Origin of the sequence: Streptomyces sp. NPDC088812 (assembly GCF_044750285.1) — a bacterium.
Taxonomy (GTDB): Bacteria; Actinomycetota; Actinomycetes; order Streptomycetales; family Streptomycetaceae; genus Streptomyces.
On record NZ_JBIVJP010000001.1, the window covers coordinates 557,905 to 575,243 of the forward strand.

The 17,339-nt window shown below is 73.6% G+C and carries 12 protein-coding genes and 4 pseudogenes; 7 read left to right on the forward strand and 9 right to left on the reverse strand.

Features of this window, described 5'->3' with window-relative positions; translation table 11 throughout:
• Positions 1 to 56 precede the first annotated feature (56 nt).
• The 5 genes and pseudogenes from ACIP67_RS02430 to ACIP67_RS02450 form a co-directional block, all read right to left on the reverse strand.
• Positions 57 to 500 carry a GNAT family N-acetyltransferase gene (locus ACIP67_RS02430; protein WP_401686120.1) on the reverse strand — a complete coding sequence of 148 codons (444 nt, stop codon included), beginning with the start codon at positions 498 to 500 and terminating at the stop codon, positions 57 to 59.
• A 54-nt stretch (positions 501 to 554) separates the two neighbouring features.
• Positions 555 to 2,117, reverse strand: a complete 1,563-nt coding sequence (locus tag ACIP67_RS02435; protein WP_401686123.1) for a mucoidy inhibitor MuiA family protein — start codon at positions 2,115 to 2,117, stop codon at positions 555 to 557.
• 8 nt (positions 2,118 to 2,125) lie between these two features.
• Positions 2,126 to 4,252, reverse strand: coding sequence for a DUF4139 domain-containing protein (locus tag ACIP67_RS02440; protein ID WP_401686125.1), 2,127 nt, complete (start codon positions 4,250 to 4,252; stop codon positions 2,126 to 2,128).
• Between the two features lie 146 nt (positions 4,253 to 4,398).
• On the reverse strand, positions 4,399 to 4,872 hold the full coding sequence (locus ACIP67_RS02445; protein ID WP_401686776.1) for a DUF3237 domain-containing protein: 474 nt from the start codon (positions 4,870 to 4,872) through the stop codon (positions 4,399 to 4,401).
• Positions 4,873 to 4,890: 18 nt separating this feature from the next.
• A pseudogene (locus tag ACIP67_RS02450) lies at positions 4,891 to 5,100 on the reverse strand (phenolic acid decarboxylase); the annotation flags it as partial.
• Between ACIP67_RS02450 and ACIP67_RS02455 the strand changes: the two are divergent.
• From ACIP67_RS02455 to ACIP67_RS02465, 3 genes and pseudogenes are all read left to right on the forward strand, one after another.
• Positions 5,018 to 5,284, forward strand: a pseudogene (locus tag ACIP67_RS02455) (hypothetical protein); the annotation flags it as partial. The pseudogenes ACIP67_RS02450 and ACIP67_RS02455 sit on opposite strands and share 83 nt — an antisense overlap.
• Before the next feature lie 9 nt (positions 5,285 to 5,293).
• A complete protein-coding gene (locus tag ACIP67_RS02460; RefSeq protein ID WP_401686821.1) occupies positions 5,294 to 5,548 on the forward strand; it encodes a hypothetical protein in 255 nt (84 codons plus the stop codon).
• 480 nt (positions 5,549 to 6,028) lie between these two features.
• Positions 6,029 to 6,229 carry a hypothetical protein gene (locus ACIP67_RS02465; RefSeq protein ID WP_401686127.1) on the forward strand — a complete coding sequence of 67 codons (201 nt, stop codon included), beginning with the start codon at positions 6,029 to 6,031 and terminating at the stop codon, positions 6,227 to 6,229.
• Positions 6,230 to 6,325: 96 nt separating this feature from the next.
• Here ACIP67_RS02465 and ACIP67_RS02470 read toward each other — a convergent pair whose 3' ends face one another.
• Complete coding sequence (locus ACIP67_RS02470) at positions 6,326 to 7,915, reverse strand: alpha/beta hydrolase-fold protein (protein ID WP_401686129.1); 1,590 nt, start codon at positions 7,913 to 7,915, stop codon at positions 6,326 to 6,328.
• Here ACIP67_RS02470 and ACIP67_RS02475 point away from each other — a divergent pair.
• The 3 genes from ACIP67_RS02475 to ACIP67_RS02485 all read left to right on the forward strand — a co-directional run bounded on the left by ACIP67_RS02475 (position 7,901) and on the right by ACIP67_RS02485 (position 10,830).
• Entirely contained in the window at positions 7,901 to 8,362 is a 462-nt protein-coding gene (locus ACIP67_RS02475) for a carboxymuconolactone decarboxylase family protein (protein ID WP_401686132.1), read from the forward strand. The genes ACIP67_RS02470 and ACIP67_RS02475 overlap by 15 nt on opposite strands.
• Before the next feature lie 84 nt (positions 8,363 to 8,446).
• Positions 8,447 to 9,358 (forward strand): aldo/keto reductase, encoded by a 912-nt coding sequence (locus ACIP67_RS02480; RefSeq protein WP_401686135.1) that lies wholly within the window; start codon positions 8,447 to 8,449, stop codon positions 9,356 to 9,358.
• Positions 9,355 to 10,830, forward strand: a complete 1,476-nt coding sequence (locus ACIP67_RS02485) for a DHA2 family efflux MFS transporter permease subunit (protein WP_401686138.1) — start codon at positions 9,355 to 9,357, stop codon at positions 10,828 to 10,830. The genes ACIP67_RS02480 and ACIP67_RS02485 overlap by 4 nt, the downstream gene beginning before the upstream one ends.
• Positions 10,831 to 10,949: 119 nt before the next feature.
• Here ACIP67_RS02485 and ACIP67_RS02490 read toward each other — a convergent pair whose 3' ends face one another.
• From ACIP67_RS02490 to ACIP67_RS02500, 3 genes and pseudogenes are all read right to left on the reverse strand, one after another.
• Positions 10,950 to 11,429: an AbfB domain-containing protein gene (locus ACIP67_RS02490; RefSeq protein WP_401686779.1), complete on the reverse strand. Its 480-nt coding sequence runs from the start codon at positions 11,427 to 11,429 to the stop codon at positions 10,950 to 10,952.
• 18 nt (positions 11,430 to 11,447) lie between these two features.
• Positions 11,448 to 13,778 (reverse strand): annotated as a pseudogene (locus ACIP67_RS02495) (AbfB domain-containing protein); the annotation flags it as partial.
• Between the two features lie 364 nt (positions 13,779 to 14,142).
• The gene (locus tag ACIP67_RS02500; protein ID WP_401686141.1) at positions 14,143 to 16,125 is read right to left on the reverse strand and encodes a HelD family protein; all 1,983 of its coding nucleotides are present in this window, start codon (positions 16,123 to 16,125) and stop codon (positions 14,143 to 14,145) included.
• Positions 16,126 to 16,709: 584 nt separating this feature from the next.
• Between ACIP67_RS02500 and ACIP67_RS02505 the strand changes: the two are divergent.
• Positions 16,710 to 17,258, forward strand: a pseudogene (locus tag ACIP67_RS02505) (alpha-L-rhamnosidase C-terminal domain-containing protein); the annotation flags it as partial.
• Positions 17,259 to 17,339 lie beyond the last annotated feature (81 nt).

The window sequence follows — 17,339 nt, forward strand, 5'->3', positions numbered from 1 at the left end:
CGCGCCCGCGCCCGGCACCGAGACGTCCGACGGCTCGGTGCCGGGACCGCCGCCACTCATGGGGCCGGCTCGCGCAGCATGAAGACGTCCACCGGATCCTCGGCCTCGACGGTGAACCCGTGCCGCTCGTACAGCCGTCGGGCCGGGCTGCCCCGCAGCACGTTCAGCCGGACGGGGACACCGTCGCGGTCGCAGCGCTCCAGCAGCCCGCGCAGCACACCCGAACCGATACCGCCGCCCTGGAGACGGGGGGCCAGGTAGAAGTGCTCCAGCCAGTGGGAATCCGCGGCCGGTCGCAGCGCCACACAGCCGGCGAACGCGCCGCCGACCTCGATCACCCAGGTGTGGGCCGGGTCGAACCCGTCGCGCAGCCGCTGCCGCACCCGGCGCGCGTCGTACCGCCCGAGCCGTTCCAGATCCGCCCGCAGCACCGTCGCCCGCAACTCGGCCACCGCTTCGACGTCCGACGCCGACGCGGGCCGAACACCCCACGCCACCATGATCGTCACACTACCGTGCCGCCCGGCGTTCCGGTGGGCGGCCCGTCAGCCGGTTCAGAGGCCTGCGACCTTGGACGTGGCCGTCAGTTCGTAGACCAGGGTGACGGTGCGGTGGCCGCCGGGCGGGAGGGGGAGGTCCCAGCGGGCGATGCCGTCGGCGTCGACGGCGTCGGGTGCCGGGGAGCAGGCTTCCTCGCGGAGGCGTACCTGCACCGCCGCGACCTCGGAGACCGGGATCCGCTCCCGCAGGGTGATCACCCGGTCGTCGTGCTCCTCCGGGCCGGAGAAGCGGGACAGGTCCAGCCGGACCGTGCGGGTGAGCACGGTCCGTTGGGTGAGGCCGGCGGTGTCGCGGGTCTCCTCGGTGTGGCGGACCACCCGGTGGTCGTCGCAGCTGCCGAAGGCGAGTTCCACGGGGGCGCCGGGGGCGGTGAAGGCCAGCGTGCCGCGTCCGCTGAATCCGCTGCCCCGGACGAGGTCCACGGGCCCGGCGAGCAGGGCGTGGCCGGACCGGTTGTCGAACCGCGCCGTCCGCGTGACCAGCGGGGACAGCTCGGGCGAGCAGGCGTACTCGCTGCGCGCGGCCGTGGTGAAGGAGGAGAGCGGCACACGGTGGGCGCGGCCGTCCGCGGGCACGGAGACCGGCGCGGGGGAGTGCAGCACCCGTGCCTCGCCGCCGTCGTCCACGCTCGGCAGGCCGAGCACTGGGGCCGGGCCCAGGTCCGTGATCTCCTCCTCGCGCAGCTCGACGTCGACCGTGCGGCGCTCCTCGGGGGACCGGTCCTCCAGCGTCAGCCGGTCCTGGTCCAGCCGCGGCGGGTCGGTGGCCAGCGACGAGCGGGCCGTCGACAGCGTCAGCCGTACGTCCGACCAGTCCTCGCCGGTGCGCTGCCAGAGCATCGCGTCGGTCTCCAGCGTCAGGGAGTCCCCGTCGAGGACGGCCCGGTAGGCGGGCCGCCACAGCGCACAGGGCGTGAGGTGGGTCAGACGCAGCCCGACCGGTCCGGCGGCCGCGGTCTGAACGGTCAGCTCGACGTGGCCGACCAGCTCGGCGGGCTCCTCCTCGCTGAGGTCGATGGCCTTCCGTACCTCGGCGAGTTCGACGGCGACGGCGGCCAGCCGGGCCTCCACGGCGCGCAGTCGCTCGCCGTGGGTGTCGCGCTCGGCGTCCACCCGGTCCAGTTCGCGGGCCCAGCGGGCCCCGTCGCTCTCGCCGGAGCCGGCGCCCTCGCCGATCTCCCGCAGCAGATCGGCGGCGAGCCGGCCCAGCGCGTCGAGGCGGGCGCGCAGCCGGTCCCGCCGCTGTTCCAGGGCGATCCGCTCCTCTTCGAGCGCCGCCGCCCGGTGGCGCAGGGCGGAGTCGTCCTCGGTGGGCGGCAGCGGCCCGCGCGGCGTCCAGGCACGGACGATCCGCACGTCGAGCACGGTCGCCGGATGGTCGGCGGTCAGCTCGGCATGGACGGTGCGGTCGACGGCCAGCGCGCTGACCGGCCCGAGACGCAGCCGCTGGACGCCGGCCGCGAGGTCGAGCACGACGGCGCGCTCCACGTGGGCGCGGTCCTCCAGGCAGGTGACGGCGGTGACGGGGAGGGCGATCGGCTTCGGGGCCGTGGACATGGGGTGCGTCAGCTCCTGCGGTTGCCGCCGACCAGGGCCTTGCCGGCCGGGATACGGATCTCGTAGCCGCCGTCGAGGGCGGCGGTGCCGCCGGCGGGCAGCTCCACCCGCCAGACTCGGGTGCCCGGCGCGTGGTGCTCCGGCCCCGGGGCGTCCCCGGGTGCCGTCCAGTCGGACCGTTCCTCGATCCGCACGTCCGGTTCGGAGGTGACCGGCACCCGTTCGCGGACCTCGACGGTGACGGGCCCCGCGAGCCGGTTGGCCAGCTCCACGTGGACCCGGTGGTCCAGCACGGTGGTGTTGTTGCGCAGGCCCGAGGTCGACTCGTGCAGGTTCGTGCGGCGGGTGACCCGGATGCCCTCGGCCGGCCCGAGCCCCACCCGGCACACACCGCCGGGGGCCAGCGTGGGCAGTGCGGCGGTGAGCAGGAAGTCGTCGTCGACGGTGACCTCCACCGGGCCGGCCAGCAGGGCCTGGCCGGTGGCGTTGGAGAGCACCAGCGTCGCGTACACGGTCTGTTCCACGGACGGCACGCAGAGGTACTCGGTGCGCAGACCGACCGGGATCTCGCCGACGGTGACGGTGTGCCAGGTGCCGTCCGACGGGATGTCGGCGCGCGCGACGGCGTCGAAGCGGTGGTCGAAGGAACCCGCCGACTCGCGGGGCCGCACGGCGTGCCCGGGCAGCGGCAGCGCGGCCACCGACGCGGCGCGGCGGCGGTACTCGGCCGCCACCGGGTCGAAGGGGGAGTCGGGGAACAGCCGGCCCCGGCGACCGCCCTGCTCGTCGGGGCCGCTCAGGAGGAGGGCGGTGTAGTCGAGCTCGGCGCCGCTCGGCTGCGGCGGACCGGCCGCCGGTGCCGGTGCGGCAGGCGGGGGCGGCGCGGCCCCGAGGGGAGCCGCGGGTGCCATCGCGGCGGGAGCCGCGAACGGGCCGCCGCCGGCGCGCGCCTTGCCGGCCCGGTGGGGCCGGAGCGGCGGCGGGGGCGCCGCGAGGTCGGGCGCCTCCGCGGCGAAGGGCGCCGGCGGGGCGCCGAGCACGCCGCCGGGCACCGGGAACGCGCCGGCCGGCCCGCCGTGGCCCTGCGGTGCCGACGGCGCGGGCGGTGGCGGCGGCGGAACGGGAGCGGACGCGGGGCCGCCCGCGGCGGCCACGGGCACGGGAGCGGCACCGGCCACGACGGCGTCGCGCGCGGCGGCCGTCGCGGGGCGGGGGCCCGCCGCGTCGTACCCGGCGAACAGGTCGGCGAGCCCCGCCGGCGGCTCACGCCAGCCCGACGACGCGGGGGTGGGCTGGCGGCGCCCGATCCGGACCGAGCGGAGCCTCGGCAGGTCGGTGGCGCGCCGCAGGTCGGCGGTGGCCAGGGCGACGCGGACGCCGGTCCAGTCCTCGCCGGTGCGCTGGGCGACCGAGGCGCGCAGCACCAGACGGCCGCCGCTGTCGCCCCGGCGGTGGAAGAGGCGGTAGGCTGGCACCCAGACGGCACCCGGCACCCCGTACTCCAGCTCCAGCTCCACCTCCGCGCCCTCGGCGCCGTCGAGGGCCAGGACGGCGGAGACCGTGGTCTCCACAGGGGCCGACGGTGCGGCGGTGGAGGCGCGGGCCAGCCGGTCCAGGGCGACGGTCAGCTCGTGCTCGACGCGGCGCAGCGCCTCCTCCCGTTCGACGAGCCGGCCGTGCAGTCCCGTCAGCCGCTCGTCGACGAAGTCGGCCAGCTCCAGCCACGCGTCGACGGGGGTCCGGCGGTGCGGGTCGTCCTTGCGGCGGGGCGGTGGCACCGGCTGGAGGGCCCTGACCTCCTCGATCAGGCTCAGCTGCCGGTCCCGGCGGCCCCGCGCCGCCGCGCACTCCTCCCGCAGCCGCTCCACCTCGCGCCGCAACCCGTCGGGCACGCCGGTGTCGTACGGTTCCGCCTCCACCTCGATGCGGGCCTCGGTGACGCGTACCCCGGGGGTGCCCAGGGCGCGGGCCCGCAGGGAGCCCGGGTCCAGCGAGCGGGGCAGTCCCGTCACGCGCACCCGGCCGTCCGCGGGCACGCCGCCGCGGGCCAGGCGGCGGCAGACCGCGCCCTGCGCGTACACCACGACCGCATCGAGGGCCGAATCCCACCTCTGTGCCGCCTCGGCCGCCGCCATGTGCTCCACCCCCGCCGTGTCCGTGCTGACCGAAGCCTACGCCCGGACGGTCCGCGCGTCCGCGCCGATTCCCGATCTTCCCGCCGTGGCGGGGCGGCCGGGCGCCGCGCGGTCGTGATGCCGCCGTGGACGGTGGTGCCGTGTCGTCAGCCGAGCAGGAAGACGTCCAGTTCCACGCTGTCGGGCCGGCGTTCCCCCGTCGCGACGAAGAGGCGCTCGTTGATCCAGGCCAGCCTGGGGGCGGCGGTGGTCAGGCGCGGGAAGCTGCGGAAGTAGATGCGCTCCGGCGCCACCTCCTCGCCCCGTACGACGGCCGCGATGTCCTCGGCGCTGCCCGAGCGGATGCCGGTGTTGTGCACCGCGATCCGCTCGCCCCGGTCCGTCTCCAGGGCGTACTGGGCGTCGAGTTCGGTCAGGGTGGCGGTGCGCAGGACCTGGTGGTCGGCCCCGCCCCGCAGGACGGTGCCGTGCACGTCCGGCCCGTCGAAGCGGCCGCCGGTCAGGGGCACCAGCCGGCGGTGGCCGTCGGGCGCCTCACCGAGGTCGTGCGGGACGTCGACGCGCACCGACAGGTGGGCGAAGAAGGTGAGGGGCGGGGCCGCGGGGGGCTCGGGTGCCATGGCGTCGCCGTCCTTTCGGTTGACGCGGTCGGCGAAGCCCTCGGGCAGGTCCTCGGGGCCCACCGCGACGACGCTCTCGTCGTTCTCGCCGACGTGTTCTAACAGGGTGATGCGGGCGAACTCCGGGACGACGTGGATCGGGTAGGTGGGGCCGGCGTCCCGGTGGGCGCGCATCTCGTCCAGGTGGTCGTTCTGGTACAGCACGGTCTTGCTGCCATCTTGCCGGACTGGGGGGTCTGCTGGGGCCGCTGCGGCGCGCCGTCCTGCGCGCCACCCGCAACGCCGAGGGGCTGCCGGACCTGCCGGAGGCGCAGATCGGCTGCTGCGGGCGCTGTCCTCCTCGGCCGAGGGCCTCCGTCCCGGCGCGGCCGCCGCACGGCTGCGGGTGGCGCCGTCCACCGTCAGCAACCTCGTCCGGACGATGTCCGCCGCGCGGCTGGTGGGGCGGGTCCGGCCCGAGCACGACCGGCGGACCGTGGTGCTCACCGCGTCGAGCCGGGCGCTGGAACTGCTGGAGCGTCACGACCGTGCCAGCACCGCGGCCCTCGTCCGGGTCGTCCGGGAACTGTCCGACGCCGACCGGCCGGCGCTGGACCGGGCGCTGCCCGCCCTCGACCGGCTGGTCGCCGCGCTGGAGGCGGCGGACGGCACCGGCGGTGACGCGTCCGCGGGGTGAGCGGGTGACGGCCCGCCGTGGTCCGTCCGGCCCCGGTGGAGCGGCCCGGCCGGCCCCACGGACGTGCCGAGTTCCGGCGGGGCGACGGCCCGCTCGTCGGGGCGTCCACGCCATGGGGGCCGAAAATCCGGTGAACCTGCACACGGCCCTCCCACGGTCCGGGGGGACTTCCGGCAGACGGCGCGAAGGGGGCACGGCCGGCGCGGCGGGCCGGCGATCGCCGGCCGGTCGGCCGCGCGAGGGGGGTGTGGAGGGCGGCGGGACGGGAGACCGTGTGAAGAACACGGCCTCCGCGGGCACCGCGGAACCACACGCGTGAAGCCCGCCGCCGGGAGCGGCCGGTCCGGCGTGCCGGCCGCTGGCCCCTCGCTCCACGGGCGTGTTTTGATCCTCCGCGTCGTGCAGGGCGCCGCGAACGGTTCCGGACCGTGGGACCGGGCGCGCCTGGCACGGGTCAAGCCGTCTGAAGGGAAAACACGCGTGGAAAACCTCGCCTCTCGGATCGAATCCGCCGAGCTGTCCGACTCCGCCCTGGACAACGTCTCCGGGGGCCTCGGGCTCGGCGCGCTCGCTGGAGTGCACCTGGAGACGCCCGTCGCGGACGTCTGCGCCGACGTCCTGGCCGTCGCCTCGGTGGACGGGGTCGTGTCGGCCGCGAGCGTGCACGTCGCCGCTCTGTGACGACAGCGGGAAAGTAGTCAGGAGCCCCGGATCAGGCGATCCGGGGCTCCCGGCCGTGCGGCCCGCGTCCGGTCGCGGTGTCCGTCGGCGGCGCGCCTACCTGAACCTGGCCAGAGCCTCCTCCCAGAAGTCCGAGGGGTACGCGAGGGTGCCGGCGGAGATCGCCTCCGTGACCATGTGGTCGACGCCGGGGAGCACGGTGTAGGTGTGCTCGATGCCGTACCGCGTCAGCAGCTTGCTGAAGTTCTCCGTGATCTTCTTGCCGTCCTTGTCGTAGAGCCAGTCGCCGTCGCCGACGAGGAGGCGGACCCCGACCCCCGCGGCCTTGATGGCGCGGGCGTTGTGCTCGACGTAGTGGTGGGGCCGTACGGAGTCGAAGTAGGCGGCCGAGGCCGGGTCGTCGAGCGGGCCGAAGGTGTTGGTCACGTACTGCTTCATGGGCTCGTCCTCGAAGTCGATGACGGCGCCCGCGAGGCTGGAGGCGTGGCCGAACGTCCCGGGGAACTTGAAGGCCAGGCGCAGTGCGCCGAAACCGCCGGCCGACCAGCCCTCGACGCCCCGGCCCTCCCGGGTGGCGACGGTCCGGTAGGTCGCGTCGACGTGCGGGACCAGGTCCTTGACGATCACGTCCTCCACGGGGCCGCTCAGGACGCCGTCGGCCGCCTCGTTGGCGTTCACGTACCAGCCGATCGGCAGGCCCTGGGCGCACACGACGATGGTCGGCGGGAGCTTGCCCGCCTTGATCAGGCCGTCGACCTGCACCATCAGCCAGTTCTTCGCCTCGCGCTGGTTGCCGTTGCCGCCGTGCAGGAAGGAGATCACCGGGAAGCGTCTGCGCGGTGACCTCGTGTACGCGTCGGGCAGGTAGACGGCGTAACTGACGTAGGTGCCCTGGCCGCGGGAGGGCGTCGGGAAGACGCGGTACGCGCCGAGTTCGCTGGTGTCGACGCAGGGGTCGACCCAGGCGACGTCCGGGGTGCTCATGGTGATCGGTTCGTGGTCGGCGTCGTAGCTCCCGCCGATGTGGGACGCGAAGTACTCGACGATCCGTCTGGTGTTCGCGGGGGTGATGAGGGCCCGGTAGTCCGCGTCCTTCCGTGCCGCGATCGTCAGGTCGGGTACGTCCGCCGTGCCGCCGTCGCTGACGGCGATGCTCGCGACGTAGCCGGTGCCGGTGGCCGTGAGGACGCCGATGCCGTCCGTGTCGAGGATCAGGTCGTCGGCGTGCGCCTTCAGATACTCGATCAGGAGCCTGACGTCCTTCTCCCGCGACGCCCGGGAGGCGTACGTGGCGCTGACGACCGCGTATCCGTAGGCCAGGTAACTGGCGATCGGCGTGGGGAACTTGCTGTCCACGTTGGTGTGGTTGCGGCCGGCGACGTACTCCTCCAGGCCGTACTCGGGGACCCAGACGACCACCGGCGTGGGCGTGGTGGGCGGGGTCGCCGGGGTCTCCATGCCGACGTCGGCCGGTTTGACGGTGCCCTGGTAGAAGTCGAACCTCAGGTCCGCGCCGCTGGCGACGGCGTAGGAGACGTTCTGGGTGAAGGTCAGACCGCTGATCACCAGGTCGGTGTCGGTGTCGGTGTCGGTGTCGGTGTCCGTGGCGGTGGCACCGTCGTCGGCCCCGGTGTCGAACCACCGCCGCCGTTCCTGGTCTGGGCGCGCAACATGGAACTCGCCCACTGGGTCGAGAACCTCGGCGCCTACTGCCGCAACCGGTCCCGGTTCCCGCAGCGGCTGCGCGAGCTGAGCGTCCTGATCGCCGCCCGCCACTTCGACAGCCAGGCCGCCTGGAACGCCCACATCCAGCAGGCGGTCGAGGAAGGCGTCCCGGCCGAGTGCCTGGACCGCCTCGCGCGGGGCGAGGACCCCGCCTTCGAGGCCGAGGACGAGCGCGTCTTCCACGCCTTCGCCCACGAGATGCTCCACGACCACTTCGTCACCGACGAGACCTGCGCCGCCGCCCTGGCGCTCTTCGGCGAGGACGGCGTACTGGACCTGATCGGCTGCGTCGGCAGCTTCAGCATGTCCGCGATGATGCTCAACACCTTCCACGTCCCGATCCGGCCGCACCTGCCCCGGCCGTTCCCCGACGTCGACGGCTTCCGGCGGGTCCCCGCGGACGGCTGACCCCGCCCGCGGAACGCACCCGCGCCACCGACGGCCCGAATCGACATCGAAAGGGTGTGGCCCGATGCCGCATACCCCCTGCACTTGCTCGACGGACTCCTCGACCAGGACGGCATGGAGACCGCGGCGCACCGGTTCGTCCTCGGCGGCCCCTTCGGGGCGGAGCCGCCCGCCACCTCGGCCGAGCGGCTCACCCACTTCGCCGACGCCGGCGGGCTGCTCGTCGAGACCTCCCACAGCTACGCCGGCGGACAGGCCGAGGCGGCGGTCGGCGCGTGGCTGCGCGCCCAGCCCGGCAGGCTCGGGGTGGTCACCGAGGTCGGCCACGACACGACCGGGGCGGACCTCCCGCTCAGCCGCGCCACCGTGCACGCACACGTACGGGCCGCGCTGGCCGGCCTCGGCGTCGAGGCCATCGACGTCCTCCTCTACCACTGCGACGACCCCGCCCGGCCGGTCGCCGAACTCGCGGACACCCTGGTGAGCCTGGTCGAGGCCGGCCACGTCCGCCGCGTCGGGGTCTCCAACTGGCGGGCGCCGCGGCTGGCCGAACTCGCCGTCGAACTCGCCGGGCGGGGGCACACCCCCGTCGCCGGCTACCAGTTCAGCCTCGCCGAACCCGACCCGGCGCTGCTGGGCGGCAGCCTCCACGCCGACGCCGCCGTGCTCGACGTCGTCCGCGCGCACCGGCTGCCCCTGTTCGGCTGGTCCTCCCAGGCCCGCGGCTACTTCGCGCGCACCGGGGGGCGGGAGCTCGACGGCCGGCCGGACCCGTACGACACCGAGGACAACCGTGCCCGCCGGCGCCGCTGCCGGGACCTGGCGGAACGGCTCGGCTCCCGGCCCGAGACGGTGGCCCTGGCCTGGACCCTGCACCACCCCGGGATCTGGCCGTCGATCGGCCCGAGAACGACCGGGCAGACCGACTGCTCGCTCCAGGCGCGCCGCCTCACCCTGACCGGCGACCAGGTCCACTGGCTCCGGCACGGCCGGTGAACGCCGAGCGCCCGCCCGGGGCCGCACCACCGCCGCCGCGCACCGGCCGCCGGATCTCCGCGAAGGCCGCCGTCGGCGGGGTGTTCGTCGCCGCGAACTTCATGGCGATCACGGACACTACGATCGTCAACGTGGCCCTCCCGGCCATCGGCCGCGACCTCGCCGTGGACGCCTCCGGCCTCAGCTCCGTCAACGTCGGCTACCTGGTGGCCCTGGCCGTCTTCATCCCCGTCTCCGGCTGGCTCGGCAACCGCTTCGGCACCCGGCGCACCGCGCTCGCCGCGCTGCTGCTGTTCACCGTGGCCTCCGGTCTGTGCGCCACGGCCGGCTCCCTCGCGGCGCTCACCGGCTACCGCGTCCTCCAGGGCGTCGGCGGCGGACTGCTCGCCCCCGTCGGCATGACCATGACTCTGCGGGCCTTCCCCGTGGCCGAACGGCTGCGCGCGCAGCGCTACGTCATGCTGCCGACCGCCGTCGCCCCCGCCCTCGGACCGGTGCTGGGCGGCTGGCTCGTGGACACCGCCACCTGGCACTGGGTCTTCCTCGTCAACCTGCCCGTCGGAGTGCTCGCGCTGCTCTTCGGTCTGTGCTGCCTGCCCGACTTCCCCGGCCCGGGCGCGCCCCGCTTCGACCTCCCCGGATTCGTCCTGGCGGGCGGCGGGCTCGCGGCGGTCCTGTACGCCCTGACGGCCGCCCCGGACCGGGGCTGGGGGAGCGGACCGGTGCTGGTCCCGCTGGTGGGCGGGGTCCTTGCGCTCGCCGTGACGGTGCCCTGGGAACTGCGCGCCCGGCACCCCATGATCGATCTGCGGGTCGCCGGTGACCAGCTCTTCCGCAGGACCCAGCTGGTCCTGCTCCCCACCGGCGCCGCCTTCATGGGCGCCCTGTACCTGTACCCCCAGTTCCTCCAGACCGGTCTGGGGCACGACGCCCTGCACTCGGGCCTGGCCACCTTCCCGGAGGCGCTCGGCATGCTGACCTCCTCACAGGTCGTCCCCCGGCTCCACGACACGGTCGGCCCCCGCCGGCTGATGGTCGCGGGCGGCGCCGGGGCCGCGTCGGTCATGGCCTTCATGGCGACCTTCACGCAGACCACGCCCGCCTTCGTGCCGTACCCGTCGATGTACCTGCTCGGTCTCAGCGTCGGCCTGCTCTTCGCGAGCGCCCAGAACGCCGCCTTCGTCACGGTCCCGCCCGCCCGGACGGCCGACGCCACCACGCTGCTGAGCATGCAGCGGCAGACCGCCGCGGCCTTCTGCGTGGCCCTGGCCGGAACGCTCTCGGCGGCCCTCGGCGCCGACGGCACCCTCGCCTTCCGCGCCGGCTTCCTGACCCTGGCCGCGCTGTGCCTGGTCGCCTCGCTCCTGGCGCTGCGCGTCAGCGACCGCCGGGTCCGGGACGGGTACCGCGCGGCCGGCCCGCACCCCGCTCCCGAGGAGCCCGCACGCCTGGGACCGGTAGGTGGCCCGTGACGCCCCCCGGCCCGGCCCGCGGTCCTGAACGCCCCGCTCACAGCGGGGCGTTCAGGGCACTCAGCCGCCCTGGGCACTCAGCCGCTCAGGACGTTCGGCCGCTCAGGACGTTCGGCCGCTCAGGGCGCCCAGGGCACCGCGAGCACCCAACTGCTGTCGGCGGTCAGGGTCTGCGGGCGGTCGAAGCCGCCCACCGCACCGTTCCCGGAGGCGATGTACACCTCCGACGCGTGGTGCCGCAGGTAGGAGCCGGGGAAGTTGAGCGACTCGAAGGTGACGCCGGTCCCGCCGAGCCCGGGACGGGCGCAGAACGTGGCGTCCTCGCGGAACAGCGCCGATCCGTCGTCGGAGGCGAGGCGCACGCGGCTGTCGGCGTGCCGCAGGTACCGGCCGGGGTAGTTCACGGACTCGAACGAGTAGCAGGACGAGTCGGCGAGCCCGCGCCGCAGCGTGTACGTCGCGTCCTGCTTGAGCAGATCGCTGCTGCCCGCGTCGACGACCTCGGTGAAGGCCAGGCTGTCGGCGTGCCGAAGGTAGCGGTCCGTGTGCCCCCAGGTGGTGACCCGCAACGACTGCCGCACATCCGTGGGCAGCAGCACGGAGCTGCGCCACAGCGCCGGCTCGCCGACGTTCCAGGTGGCGTCGGCGGCGAAGGACGACGCGGTGTCCCAGGCGTTCGGGCCGCCGCTGCGGGCGAGGTACACGGCGTCGGCGTAGTGCCGCAGGTACCGGCCGGGGTAGTTCAGCGACTCGAACGACGTGCCGCCCGCGGCGAGGCCGGACCGGCTGCACCAGGTGGCGTCCTCGCGGAACAGCGCCGATCCGTCGTCGGCGGCGAGCCGCACCCGGCTGTCGGCGTGCCGCAGGTACCGGCCGGGGTGGTTCACCGACTCGAACGAGAAGCAGCGCGGGTCGGCCAGCCCGGTGACGGTGCGGAAGGAGGCGTCCTGGCGGGCCACGTCGCCGGAGGCGGTGCTCAGCACGTCGGTGCGGGCGGCGGAGTCCGCGTGCCGCAGGTAGCGGTCGGTGTGGCCGGTGGTGGTCACCCTGAACGACCGGACGTGCCCGAGGGTGAGGGGGACCGGGGCGTTGAGGTTGCGCGAGGCGGCGATGAGCGCGCTGTGCGCGGCGCGCAGTTGCCCGGTGTCGACCTTCTGCACGCGCCGGTCGTAGGTGAGCAGGCCGTTGTACTCGCCCTCGACGTCGGTGATCTCGGTGTAGACGTAGGCGGACAGGCCCTTGGTGGTCATCAGCCGCTGCACGTCGCGGACCATGCCGGTGTAGCGGTCGTTGAGCTGCTCCGGGCCGGCGACCTGCTCGTAGGCGAAGAACCGGCCGTCGGGGCTGTACTCGTGGCCGGGCGTGCGCAGACCGATGCCGCCGAACTCGCCGAGGACGGAGACCCGGGTGGCCGAGGGGCGGGGTGCGTCGGGCCCGGTGTAGACGTGCCAGTCGATGATGTCGCCGGTGCCCGGATCCCCCTTCGAGGCACAGCAGTTGTAGCCGCTGTGCGGGTTCATCAGCCGGGTCGGGTCGCGGTTCTCCAGGTCGGTGGTGACACGGCGGGTGGCGGCGAGGTCCCACTCGCCCCAGCCCTCGTTGAACGGGACGTAGGCGACGACGGCCGGGGAGAACCGGTGCTCGTCGACGATCTCGCGGGCCTCGGTCTCCAGTTGGGCGGTCTGTGCCGGGGTGCGGTCCGCGTCGGACGTGGGGGTGGAGGGGATGTCCTGCCACACCAGCAGTCCGAGCCGGTCGGCGTGGTAGTACCAGCGGGCGGGCTCGACCTTGATGTGCTTGCGCACCATGTTGAAGCCGAGTTCCTTGTGCTTCCGCAGGTCGGACGCGAGGGCCGCGTCGGTGGGTGCGGTGTACAGGCCGTCCGGCCAGAAGCCCTGGTCGAGGGTGCCTATCTGGAAGACGAACTCACCGTTCAGGGTGGGGCGCAGCACCCCGTCGACCACCTTCGTGCCGATCTCCCGCATGCCGAAGTAGCTGGTGACGGTGTCGACGGCGGCGCCGGAGGCATCGCGCAGGGTGACGCGCAGGTCGTACAGGAACGGGTCGTCCGGCGACCAGAGGCGGGCGTTCGGCACCGGGACGGAGAACTCGGTGAAGCCGCCGGTGGCCCGGCCCACCACCTGGGAGCCGGACATCGCCTCGGCCAGGACGGTGTGGCCGCCGACGTCGCCGCGGGTGAGGACCCGTACCCGTGCCGTGCCGGCCGACAGGTCCGGTACGACGTCGACGGAGGAGACCGAGGACGCGGCGGTGGGCTCCATCCAGACGGTCTGCCAGATGCCCGAGGTCGGCGTGTAGAAGATGCCGCCGGGACTGTTCACCTGCTTGCCGACGGGCTGCTTCTCGCCGCGTCCGTCGGTCGGGTCGTAGACACGCACGACCAGCTCGTTCGCCCCGCCGTTGAGCTGGGGTGTGATGTCGGCCTCGAACCGGTCGTAGCCGCCCCGGTGGGTGGCGACCTGGGTGCCGTTGACCCAGACCGTGGCCTCGTGGTCGACGGCCCCGAAGTGCAGCTGCACCCGTCTGCCGCTCCAGCTCTGCGGGACGGTGAAGGAGCGCTTGTAGAACATCAGGTCCCGGTTGTCGTTGCGCATGATGCCGGAGAGCGCGGACTCCACCGGGTAAGGCACCAGGATGCGTTCGGGCAGGGTCTGGCCGAGCGGCGGCGCCGCGTAGCGGTCGACGTCGCCCGCGCTGTCGGCGGGCGGGTTGAGGAACTCCCACTCCCCGTTGAGCGACTGCCATTCCGGCCGTGTCATCTGCGGCCGTGGGTACTCCGGTAAGGGGTCGACGGTGGACACCTGGTCGGTCCACGGAGTCGTCAACGGCGGTGTCTTGGGCACGACAGCGGCGGAGGCGGTGCCGGTGAGGGCGAGGCCTCCCGCCAGGGTCAGCAGGATCGCCAGACAGGCGATGATCCGTCGCATCCATCTCCTCCAGGGCGGGACGGTGCGCGGAACCCGGCGCGCCGCACGGTCGGCGGCCCTGGCGGCGTGCGGGAGTCCGTGCGGGATCGGGGCGAGCGGCGCGCGACGCGGGGTCACCGACCCCGCACCTCGGTCCCGCCCTTCTGGCCTGGACCAAGGCGTGGGGGAACCTAGCACGGAACACACTCCGACGGAATCACTCAGCAACCCCCGACTCCCCACGCCGGCCGCGGTCCCGGCGGGCCCGCCGCAGGGCCCGCCGCAGGGCCCGCCGTGCCCGACGGAGCTACGGCTTCTCCTCGGCGTGACGGGGTGTCCGTAGCGCGCCGGGTGCGCCCGCGGCGACGACGCGGGCGCCGAGTCGTCAGGCGGGCTGGACGGTGATGGTGCAGAGGCGCTTGGTGGCCCGGGTCAGGGCTACGTACAAGTCCCTTTCCCCACCGGGGCGGGCCGTGATGATGTCCTCGGGGTTCATGACGACGACCCCGTCGAACTCCAGGCCGCGTGCTTCGGATGCCGGCACGATGCGTGCCTGGTGGGCGAGGCCCCGGGCCGTCAGCTCGCTCACCCTGGTGTCCGCGCAGATCACTCCCAGAAGCTCGCCCGGGTGCGCGGTGCTCTGGGCGTGGAGTTCCTGAAGGACGGCGGTGACCAACCCGTCCGGAGGTGTGGTCACGGTGCGAGGGCTTTCACCGCTGCGCAGTGACCGTGTGGGCTTCCGGCCCGGAGCGATCCGCGTGAGCAGGTCCCGGACGCTCTCCAGGATCTCCTGCGTGGTGCGGTAGCTGACGGTCAGGTCGTGCAGTCTGAACCGCGGTCCGACGTGGGGGCTCAGTGCTTCCTTCCAGTCGCGTGCTGTCGCGACCGGGCCTGCCTGGGCGAAGTCACCCACCAGCGTCATCGCCCTTGCCGGGCAGCGGCGGACGATCATCCGCCACTGCATGGCGGTCAGTTCCTGCGCCTCGTCGACGACGACATGCCCGTACGTCCGCTCGGGTGGGCCGTCGACCAGGCTCGCCGCCTCGTCCAGCAACGGCACATCGGCGTCGGTCCACGGGTGGTCCGGACCGCGCAGCAGAAGGGACCGCTCCTGCGCGGTCAGGCGGGGCAGGTGCTCGGCGAGAGCGCCGGCGTCCGTCAGGAGCGCCTTCACGAGGTCACCGGGTGCCAGTCGCGGCCACAACACCTCGACCGCTCGGTCGACGCCGGTGTCGTCGAGGAGATCGGCTCGGACGGCGTCCAGGTCCAGCTCGTGGGCCGGCCCTGAGTCGGCCGCACCTTCGGCACGGCGCTGGGCGACTCCCGTGAACCGGTCGAGGTCGATGCCCGTCATCCTTTCGGTATCGGCGTCGATCCGCTCCAGGAGGTCGCCCATGTCTCGTTGCACCGCGTCGGTGACGGCGTCGACCAAGAGCTCCTTGAACACCTGGCGCGCGGGGTTGTGCCCCGGTGCGGCTGCCACGGCGGCGTCGCGTGCCGTGGCGACTTCCTCGCCGGACAGGTGAACCAGTTCCTGTCCGACCCGCACGGTGAAGTCACCGGCGGGTGCTTGGTGGGCGCGCAGCAGCCCGGCCAGGGCGTCGGCGAGGTCGGAGCCGCCCTTGAGGCGCGCGGTGTCGAACGGGTCCACCGTGTCCGTGTCCGTGTCCGTGTCCGTGGACACTCCGGCCAGTTCCCGGCAGGTCGCCAGAATGACGTCGTTCTCTCCGAGCGAGGGAAGGACCTGGGAGATGTAGTCGAGGAACCGGGCGTTCGGGCCCACCACCAGGACACCCTCTTCCGCGGCGCGCGGGAACGCGTACAGGACGTAGGCCGCCCGGTGCAGGGCGACCACCGTCTTGCCGGTGCCGGGCCCGCCCTGCACCACGGTCACCCCGCGGTGGGCGGAGCGGACGATCTCGTCCTGCTCGGCCTGCAGCGTCGCGACGGCCGCGTGCATCCTGCCCGTACGCCGCGCCGACAGAGCCTCGGTCAACGGGCCGTCCCCCACGACGTCCTCGTCGGTCGGGGCGGTCCCGTCCAGCAGTTCGTCGCTCACCGAGACGACCGTGCGCTCCGCGAGGCGCAGGTGCCGGCGCCGCCGCAGGTCCATCGGGTGGACCGGTGTCGCCTCGTAGAAGGGCCGCGCCGCGTTCGCGCGCCAGTCCACGAGCAGAGGCAGGTCGTCCTCCTGCCGGTGCAGTCCGATCCGCCCGATGCGCAGGGCCGTGCCGTCCGTCCAGTCGATGCGCCCGAAGACCAGCCCCTTTTCGGCGCCCTCCAGCCGGCTGATCTCCTTGGCCAGACGCTCGGCGGCGATTTCCCTCTCGTATGCCTCACCGGCGCTGTCCGCAGGGGCCTTCAGCACACTCGCTCGGTGTACTCGCGCCTCGGAAAGCCGCTCGGTGAGCACCTCATACAGGGAGGACACATAATCCTGCTCCGATGCAACCGCACGCACAGCGGGATCATTCATGTTCGACAACAGGGGGCTCCTTCGATTCGAGCCACACCGTACGGTCAAAGTCCGTTATGGGTAAGTCTTGACTTGTTTGGTGAAGTCATGGCCCTACGGGAGAATCCATGACGGCTGACGGCTGACGGCTGACGGCTGACGGCTGACGGTATGGCGTATGACGCATTCCGCCGTTCCGTTCCGTATAACGCTGATTGCGCTCCCGATGCCGCCTGCCTTATGGGCGATCCCGCCCTTGGATACCGGAAATGTTGTGCCGCGCTCGGGAAAAAGGGGGGAGGGGACCTGCCCGGACCTGCCCGGACCTCACGCTCACACGTCTGATGGCCCGTCACTCGGTACCGGCCGCAGGGGCGTTGGGGATCGGACCGACGAGTGCAGTGCGTCCCGATCGCGGGCCGACGCGCGATGAACGGGCATTGAACGGGTTTCAACTCTCACCCTCAGCTTTAGCGTGAGGGTGGCGCTATGCCTGCGATGGCCGCGCCGACCTCGCCTACCGGCTTCTCCACCAGAACGCCATGCCGTCCTGGCTGTACTCCGTGCGCAACGGCGCCACCACCGTCTGGGAGCGCTGGAACTCCTACTCCGAGGAGGACGGGTTCGGCCCGGTGGAGATGAACTCGTTCAACCACTACTCCTACGGCGCGATCATGGAGTGGATGTACGAGGGCATGGCCGGCATCGCCAAGGACCCCGACCACCCGGGCTTCCGGCACTTCTTCCTCCGGCCGCACCCCGACCCCACCGGCAAGATCACCCGGGTGACCGGTTCGCACCTGTCGCCCTACGGCACGATCGAGAGCGCGTGGACGGTACGGGACCGCGCACTGACCTACCGCGCGACGGTCCCCGCGAACAGCACGGCGACCCTGAGCCTGCCCACCTCCGACCCCGACACCGTGTGCGAGGGCCGGACCCCCTTGTCCCGGGCCGACGGCGTCACCTACCTCGGCTTCACGGACGGCACCGCCTCCTACCGGCTGCCGTCGGGCCGTTACGAGGTGACGGCCACGCTGACCTGACCCACACACCGGGGCGCGCCCACCGCGCGCCCCGGCACGCAGGTGGCCCCCGCCGACGGACACCGTCCGGCCGACGGGCTT